The sequence below is a fragment of the Streptomyces sp. NPDC003042 genome (genome assembly GCF_053591315.1).
The window spans coordinates 1-7,786 of the sequence record NZ_JBSFTP010000144.1; the positions used below are offsets into that span (position 1 = coordinate 1).

A 7,786-nucleotide genomic window follows, 5' to 3' on the forward strand; every position below is an offset into this window, starting at 1 on the left:
GGGTACTTCATCGGTGCAGCCATTACGCAAGGCTCCCTTCTCACGGCCCATCAGGCCATGAACGGCAACCTTCCGCATGTCGGGGGAACCTCACGCGCATGCCGTGCTGGCCGAGGATGTGGCGGAGCCGTTGGCGGCGGTTGGCCTGCCAGATTTGTACGAATTCCGCGTTCCAGGGGTCGAAGGACACCATTCGGTCGTGGTCTTGGAAGTCGGGGCGGTAGGTGCGCGTGTTCGCGGCGAGCATCGAGGCGGTGCGTGAGAATCCGCTGTTGGCGATGGCCAGGAAGTCGGCCCGGGTCTGCATGTAGAAGTCGAGGTACTTCAGGTTCTCCCGGGTGGGCGGCAGCACCCTGTGGATCCGGCCTGTGGGGAGGAGGATGTCTGCTGAGGTCATTGGGCTGTACCGGGCGAAGACCTGCTTCGCCCGGGCGGGTTCGGTCGTGGAGACGAACAGCCTCGGGCGGGAAAGGTTGCCCCACAGGCCATCGAGCCACTCAAGGTACGAGCGCAACGGCACCACCCTGAACTGCGTGTCCGGCAGGATCTGCGCCCACACGTAGTCCTCGGATCTGAGATGGACACAGACCAGCTGATGTCCACATGGGGCCGCCAGCTGCCTGGCCTCCTCGAGGCGGGCTAACGCCGAGGGCCTGAACTGGAACAACTGTGCGAACAGCTCCGCGAAGGGCGCGTAATGGCCTGTGTGGTACTTGAAATACCCGATGAGGTTGAGCTGATCGGCGGGAGGCGCCGGATACGGCTTTGCCAGCGCCGTCCGGTCGATCGGATAGCACTCTCCCACACCGCGGGCGAGCACGTCCGCACGCTGATAGGCAGTGGCGGTATCCCGCTGAACAGCGGCCGGCAAGCCGGAGGGCAGCGAGTCGAGGACAACGTCGGGACTGCACGCACCCGATCCCGACAACACGAACCAGCTCTGCCCCTCCCACGCAGGGATGGCCAATGTCATGCCCCGCTGCCCGCTGTAGAGTTTCCCGAAGAAGTAGTACATCATCTGATCGGCCAGGCGGCCGATCTCGTTCAGCACGGGCAGTACGACCAGGCCACTTGAGGGACGCACCACGGCCTTCTCTCCCCGCATCCGTCGAAAACCCTGAGCCCACACGGGCGAAAGGGATCTCCTGCCACGAGCACCTTCCCAGCCCGCATTCCGATGGCGAAACCCCGCTCTTCCGGCCAGAGCTGATTCACCTCTCTCGTTCCGTGGAGAAGCACTTCCTGCCGGGCTGCGACACGACCCTGTGCTTCAGGGTGGCGGTGCCGGGCGCACTGGGTGAGGAGCTGGGGGTGTCGAAGAGTGCCGGGCCGGCGTTGAGGAGGCAGTACAGGGCTTGCTTTCCGTCTTCGCCAAGCCGGTGACGACGGCGCCGCCCCTGGCCCGGCATTGCTTCGGCGTCTCGGCCGAGGTGGAACTCGCCGCGAGATGTGGGCTTGGCAGTCGCTGATGTGCGCCACGTGGCGGTGACGCCCACCGGGTTGAGGCCAGCCGACCGTCTGAGGGTGGCCGATGCACCCACACCCCGGAAGGGCCCAGCTGTCGGCGGCACTCCATCAGCCCGTCGCTTAACGGCAATACCCCGCCTGCCCGTTCAGTTGTTGCGGGTGAATTCCACTTGACCGAGGCTCATGCCGGGCTTGCCGTTCTCTCCGAGGAGGCCGGTCACGCCAGTGATCTTACTGGGCCGGTTGCTGAGCTGCCGGTGTCCCGGGTCCCCGTTCTCCGTGCAGGTCGGATTGCCGAATGTGTAGAACTCGGCCTTGCCGTCCCGGCCGGTGTACGTCCAGCTGACCGGGTAGTCGCGCTGGTGGAGCTCGGTGGTCTTCACCTTCCAGGTTCCCTTGATCGCGGGCGATCCCTGAACGGTGAAGGTAAGCGTCCCGTCCGCGTTAAAAACCACGGTGGATGTTGACTCCCTCTGGTCGCTCTTCTTCTTGGTGTAGGTGCTGCCCGCGTAGTCGTTCGCGGTCCGGCCGCAGGTCTCCCGCTCGATGTCGTAGCCGATGGCCGCCTTGACGGTGCCGTCGGGATAGTAGAAGTTGAAGGTGCCCCGGGTGCCGCCGTCGTGTGGCCAGATCTTCTTCGCCCCGGTGGCCACGTCGTCATCCGCGCTGAGGTCGTCAACGTCGCGCAGCTGCACATCCAGCACCCAGGGGGCGTCCTTCCCCTGGTACCCGGTGGCGAAGGTGTCGGTGCGTTCGACGGCACTGCTCGGTGCGATCCCGGCCGAGGAGGCGCCCTCGTTCAGCGGCTGGGCCTTCTCGCAGACTTCTTGCTGGTTGGACTTGTCCCTCTTCCATACTTGCTGGTCACGCCCGGACCTTTTGAGGGTGACGTGCCCGTACATCTCGGCGCATTGCTGGGGGCTGGGGTCGATGCCGCCCTGGATGTTGTAGATCCGGATGTCGGTGATGGTGATCGTCCAGTCGGCAGGCTGGTAGCCGGGCGCGGGGGCGGCCATGACCGGTGCCGACACCGCTGCTCCGAGCGCTCCTGCACATACCGCGGCTGCGACGAGGGTCCTGCGCATACGGCGCAAAGGGATTCAGCTCCATCCGACAACGGTCATGCGACCTGTGGCGGCCGCCAGCAGGGGGTCGACGGCCTGATCACTAAGGCCAACACGATTTCAACCGGATGGTTACGGTTCTGCCCGCCCCCGAACGTTCCCGGGCCACAACCTACGGATGCGGAGGGGGCTTCTGCTCGAACCTAGCTGGCGGCGCGCCCTGTCGACCGGGGGCGGTCTTCAGTGCTCCGGCCGGCGAACTGCACCCGCGGCCGCACGGGCGGCATCGCCCTGGCCCCGGCATCAACGCCCCGGCTCCGATCACCTGGAGGATTCCATGCCGCTGCCCGTCTCGCCTGTGCTGCTGGCCGGCCACGGTTTCATACTGCGGGAGTGGGGGAACGCGGACCTGCCAGCCATGGTCGAGCTGTTCGACGAGCCCGATATCGCTGACCGCACCCCGCTCTCCTCGCCCTTCGACACGAGGGCGGCACGCGATTATCTGGAGATGATCCACCGCACCCGCGCCGAGGGACAACGACTCCACCTCGCCATCACGACCGACGGCCTTAAACCCCTCGGCGAAGTACTGCTCAACCTCTCCCGAGGCACCATGGGCTATGCCGTCGGAACCGCCCACCGCGGACAACGCCTGGCCCTGCGTGCCGCGCAGCTCGTGACCGACTACGCCCACCAGATTTTGGAACTGCCCCGCGTTCTGCTGGAAATCGAGGCTGACAACGCCCCCAGCATCGCTGTCGCACGCGACCTGAGTTCCGCCTCACCAACGACGAGCCAGAACGAGTCGAAGGGAAAGGCGGGGCTTTCATCCTGCACATCTGGACCCACGACACCCCAGCATGCCCTGACCACTGACACCCTGCTCGCGCCACACAGCGCCCGTCAAAGCGCTCGCTCCGCGCTCCGTCAGTTCCCCGACCTCATCGCCGCCCGCGGACCCGAACTGGTCACCATCGACGCCAAGGACCGCATGCCCAGTACCCATAGCGACCGCTACGCGATCAGCACGGCCACGCTGACCGCCGGCCTCCTGTTCACCGCGACCCACGACCCCACCCCGCTGTTCTACGTCTTCGGCGACATGAAGGTCCTCACCCCCGCCGAGACCCAGCACTACACCACCCATATCCGTCTTCACCGAAGCGGTGCCTGGGCCCTGGTCTCCACGCAGCGCGCCCACGAATTCCAGGCGGTCTTTGGTCTCCCCGCCGCACTAGCTGCCTGCACACGGGGGATGCTCGGGGCGCCCATGTGGTTGGGTGGCGTCGGCTCGGCGGTGTCGCCGTTCGTTGGTGCGCCTGAGCTTGCCCCTGTGCGCCGGTGGTGGCACCTGTCCGGGATGGCATTGCGCCGCTTGGGTGGCCGGAGCAGGCCCGACACTCGTACTCAGTTCGGGAGCAGCGTGTATGCGTGAGGTGGAGGCTCTGATCGATCTGGACAGCTACCCGGTCCACGAACTGGACCGCGGTGTGGGCTGGTCCGTGGTCGAGGCCGCCCGCAAGACATTCGATGACACCAGTCTCGTCGTCCTCGACGGCTTCCTGCGGCCTGCGGCGATCCGGCGGATCACCGAGCAGAGCCTCGCCGCCGCCGGCCGGCAGGGATTCCGGTTCAGCGGATCGAACGACATCTACCTGGGCACCGAGCCCACCGCCGACGGCAGCGCCGATTCCGGCCGCGCCTACACCAAGACCACCGTCGCCTTCGACCGCATCGACTCCGCTTCGCCGCTCAGGGCGCTGTACGGCTGGGAACCGCTGACCCGGTTCATCGAGGCGGTCGTCGGTGCGCCCGTGCACCGCTCGGCCGACCCGCTCGGCGCCATGACTGTTCACGTCCACCACGACGGCGACGAGCAGGACTGGCACTTCGACGTCTCGGAGTACACCGTGGTCCTGCACATTCACGCCCCGCAGGCGGGCGGCGTCCTGCAGTACGTAGCCCGGTCGCGTAGCGAGCTGGCGCAGGACCACACACTGCTGCGGGAGATCGCCGCCGGCCGCCGGCACGCCGTCGCCCGGGACCTGCCCACCGTGCCCGGCACCCTCGTCCTGCACGCTGGACGGGTCTCCATGCACCGCGTCACCCCCGTCCGCGGACCGGACCCGCGCATCAGCGCCACCCTCTCCTACAACACCGCCCCGGGGCTCCGCCTGAACGAGTACACCCGTCGCCTCTACTTCGGCCGCGACCAGTGACCCCGAGCCACCTGCTGCGCGTCAGCGACTTCGACCCCGCCGCCTTGGCCGCCGCCCTGGACCTCGCCGCGCAGATGAAGAAGGAGCCGTCGGGGTGGCTGGACAGTCTGCGCGGCGCGGCGGTGGGCTGCATTTTCGAGAAGCCCTCCACCCGCACCCGCGTCTCCCTGTCGGTAGCGGCCCAACGGCTCGGTATGACAGCAGTCATGCTCACCAGGCAGGAAATGCAACTCGGACACGGCGAGTCGTGGCCGGACACCGCCCGAGTGCTGTCGTCGTACCTCGATGCCATCGCCCTGCGTACCTTCGCGCACAGCACGGTCGAGCAGATGGCAGCCATCGCCACGGTGCCCGTCGTCAACACTCTCTCCAACGACCACCACCCCTGCCAGTCCCTCGCCGACCTGCTCGCTCTCGCGGAGCATTTCGGAACCCTGGCCGGCCTGCGGGCCGCTTTCATCGGCGACGGCCAAAGCAACACGTGCAACTCATTCCTGGAGGCGTGCGCGGGAGCAGGGATCCATCTGACCATCGCCAGCCCTCCTGGCTACGAAGTCGATCCGGAAATCCTCGCCGCCGCTCGACGCACCATGGAACAGACCGGCGGATCGGTCACTCTCACGCCCGAGCCCCATGCGGCGGTCCGTGCCGCGCACGCCGTCTACGCGGAGGTCTGGATCCCCATGGACAAACCGCACGAACGAGCCCAACGCGCACACGCCTTCGCCTCCTACCGCGTCGACGGTGAACTCCTCGGCCACGCCGACCCGGAGGCCGTGGTCCTGCACTGCCTGCCGGCAGTACGCGGCGAAGAGATCACCTCCGATGTGCTGGACGGCCCGCAGTCACTGGTCTGGCGACAGGCCGCCAACCGCTTGCCCACTGCGCAGGCCGTCCTGCACACACTCCTCATGGAAACCGGAAACAGATAGAGCGCCCAGGCCGGCACGGCGGCCGCGCCAGAGCTCGCGACCTCGAGTCGTCGGCCGGGCATCGCGTTGGGCATGCGGACGGCCCGGCTTGGGGGCTGGAGGCGGCGGTGCGCTCCCTTCCTTCCACTAGATGATTGATTCCAAGGGGTAGCTATACGGACGCGAGGGTGCCCACTCTCAGTTTTGTGACGACCGAGATAGACACCCTCGCAACTGCACTGTACGTGCGGGTCGATGACCTTTTGAACGCTTCGCCGCATCTCGCTCCGCGGCGGCCGCGGGTGGGCCTGGAGCCGAAGCTCAGCGACGCGGAGCTGGTCACCCTGGCCGTGATGCAGGCCCTGCTGGGCTTCGTCTCCGAAGCCCGCTGGCTACGCCATGCCCACGCCCACCTGCGATACCTCATCCCGTACCTGCCCCAGCAGCCGGGCTGGAACAAGCGTCTGCGACGGTCCGCCGGCCTGGTCAAAGCAGTCTTGCGGGAACTGGCCACCGACACCCTCCTGTGGACGGACGACGTGTGGATCGTGGACTCCACGCCAGTGGAGTGCGGACGCTCCCGCGAGACAGCGAAACGCTCTGACCTGGCCGGATGGGCCGAGTACGGCTACTGCGCCAGCCACTCGCGGTTCTTTTGGGGCCTGCGCCTGCATCTGGTCTGCACCCTGCACGGCCTGCCCGTCGCGTTCGCGTTGACCGGCGCGAAGGCCGTCGAACGCGAGGTACTGCTGGATGTCTTCCACGTCGAGCCCGGCCTGCTCGCCGACAGGCGCAGGCCGACTCTGCTCGCGGACAAGAACTACTACGGCCGCGACTTCGAACGTGATCTGACCGACCTGGGAGTCCGGCTGCTGCGGCCGGCCCGCAAGGGCGAACCCGAGCGGGCCGGAGCCGAGCTGTTCAAGCCGCCGCGACAGCTGATCGAATCGGTCAACCAAACCCTGAAAGGCCAGCTCGACCTCGAACGGCACGGCGGCCGCACACCCACCGGTGTCACCATCCGCGTCCTGCAACGAATCCTCGCCCTGACCGCCGCGATCTGGCACAACCACAAGACCGGCGGACCCGTCATCCGATCACTGACCGCCTACGACCACTGACCCCTTGGAATCAATCATCTAGGATCTGCGGCATGGCAACACGACTCGTGCAGATCAACATGAAGGCCCAGGACGACCCCGCGCTCGGCCGGTTCTGGGCGGAGGCACTCGGTTGGGTTGTCGACAGCGAGGGACCCGGCGTGACAAACCTCGAACCCGTGGGCTTCGCCTACCCCGACCCCGTGGCCGTCTGCATCGACATCGTCGCCCGCCCGGAACCCAAAACGGTCAAGAACCGCGTGCACCTTGATCTGGCCACCACCTCGACTGCCCATCAAGCGGAGTTGGTCGCGCGCTTGAAGGATCTCGGCGCGACGCTCGCCGACGTGGGGCAAGGCGACGTCCCCTGGACGGTCATGGCCGACCCGGAAGGCAACGAGTTCTGCGTCCTGGAGCCCCGCCCGATCTACCAGGACACCGGGCCGATCGCCGCGGTGGTGGTCGACTGCACCGACCCACGAGGGATGGCCCGGTTCTGGGGCGAGGCGATGGACTGGACGCTGCACGAGGTCACCGACGATCATGCGACCATGCGCTCCGCCAAAGGCGTCGGGCCCTACCTGGAGTTCCTCCGCACTCCCGGTACCAAGAGCGTGTGGAACCGCGTCCACCTCGACGTCTGCCCCTACCCCGGTGACGACCTGGCCGCAGAGGCAGCCAGACTGCGCGCCCTGGGCGCCACCGACCCTGATATTGATCAGTCCGCAATCTCCTGGACGGTTCTGGCCGACCCGGAAGGCAACGAGTTCTGCCTCCTCACTCCTCGCTGACCTTGAGCAACGACTCCGGCTGGTTCCGGGGCAGCGGCGAAGACCGCGTGGCGTCAGCCCATGCCGCCGGAGACGGGGATGGCGTCCCTGGTGAGCCAGCGCGCGTCCTTGGGGGCAAGAAGGTCACGAGCGGGCCGTAGCCGTCGGCGGTGCCCGCACGGCTTCGGCGCCTACGGCGGCGCTACGCGCTGGCCTTAGGCCACCCTGGACGGCCCCCCGGGGGGCCGTCCAGGG

General features: G+C 67.3%; 7 protein-coding genes. 5 read left to right on the top strand and 2 right to left on the bottom strand.

All coding sequences use genetic code 11. The features are described 5' to 3' along the window. Positions 1 to 40 precede the first annotated feature (40 nt). Complete coding sequence (locus tag ACWDYJ_RS35345) at positions 41 to 1,051, bottom strand: hypothetical protein (protein WP_451569707.1); 1,011 nt, start codon at positions 1,049 to 1,051, stop codon at positions 41 to 43. Positions 1,052 to 1,613: 562 nt separating this feature from the next. Then, on the bottom strand, positions 1,614 to 2,498 hold the full coding sequence (locus tag ACWDYJ_RS35350) for a hypothetical protein (protein ID WP_451569708.1): 885 nt from the start codon (positions 2,496 to 2,498) through the stop codon (positions 1,614 to 1,616). A gap of 370 nt (positions 2,499 to 2,868) precedes the next feature. On the opposite strand from ACWDYJ_RS35350, the gene ACWDYJ_RS35355 reads away from it, so the two are divergent. The 5 genes from ACWDYJ_RS35355 (at position 2,869) to ACWDYJ_RS35375 (ending at position 7,552) form a co-directional block, all read left to right on the top strand. Continuing rightward, the gene (locus tag ACWDYJ_RS35355; RefSeq protein ID WP_451569709.1) at positions 2,869 to 3,966 is read left to right on the top strand and encodes a GNAT family N-acetyltransferase; all 1,098 of its coding nucleotides are present in this window, start codon (positions 2,869 to 2,871) and stop codon (positions 3,964 to 3,966) included. After that, complete coding sequence (locus ACWDYJ_RS35360) at positions 3,959 to 4,750, top strand: HalD/BesD family halogenase (protein ID WP_451569710.1); 792 nt, start codon at positions 3,959 to 3,961, stop codon at positions 4,748 to 4,750. Before ACWDYJ_RS35355 ends, ACWDYJ_RS35360 begins: the two co-directional genes overlap by 8 nt. Then, positions 4,747 to 5,682, top strand: coding sequence for an ornithine carbamoyltransferase (gene argF / locus ACWDYJ_RS35365; protein WP_451569711.1), 936 nt, complete (start codon positions 4,747 to 4,749; stop codon positions 5,680 to 5,682). Before ACWDYJ_RS35360 ends, argF begins: the two co-directional genes overlap by 4 nt. A 185-nt stretch (positions 5,683 to 5,867) precedes the next feature. Beyond that, positions 5,868 to 6,782, top strand: a complete 915-nt coding sequence (locus ACWDYJ_RS35370) for an IS982 family transposase (protein ID WP_451569712.1) — start codon at positions 5,868 to 5,870, stop codon at positions 6,780 to 6,782. A gap of 32 nt (positions 6,783 to 6,814) precedes the next feature. Beyond that, positions 6,815 to 7,552, top strand: coding sequence for a VOC family protein (locus ACWDYJ_RS35375; RefSeq protein ID WP_451569713.1), 738 nt, complete (start codon positions 6,815 to 6,817; stop codon positions 7,550 to 7,552). The last annotated feature ends 234 nt before the right edge of the window (positions 7,553 to 7,786 follow it).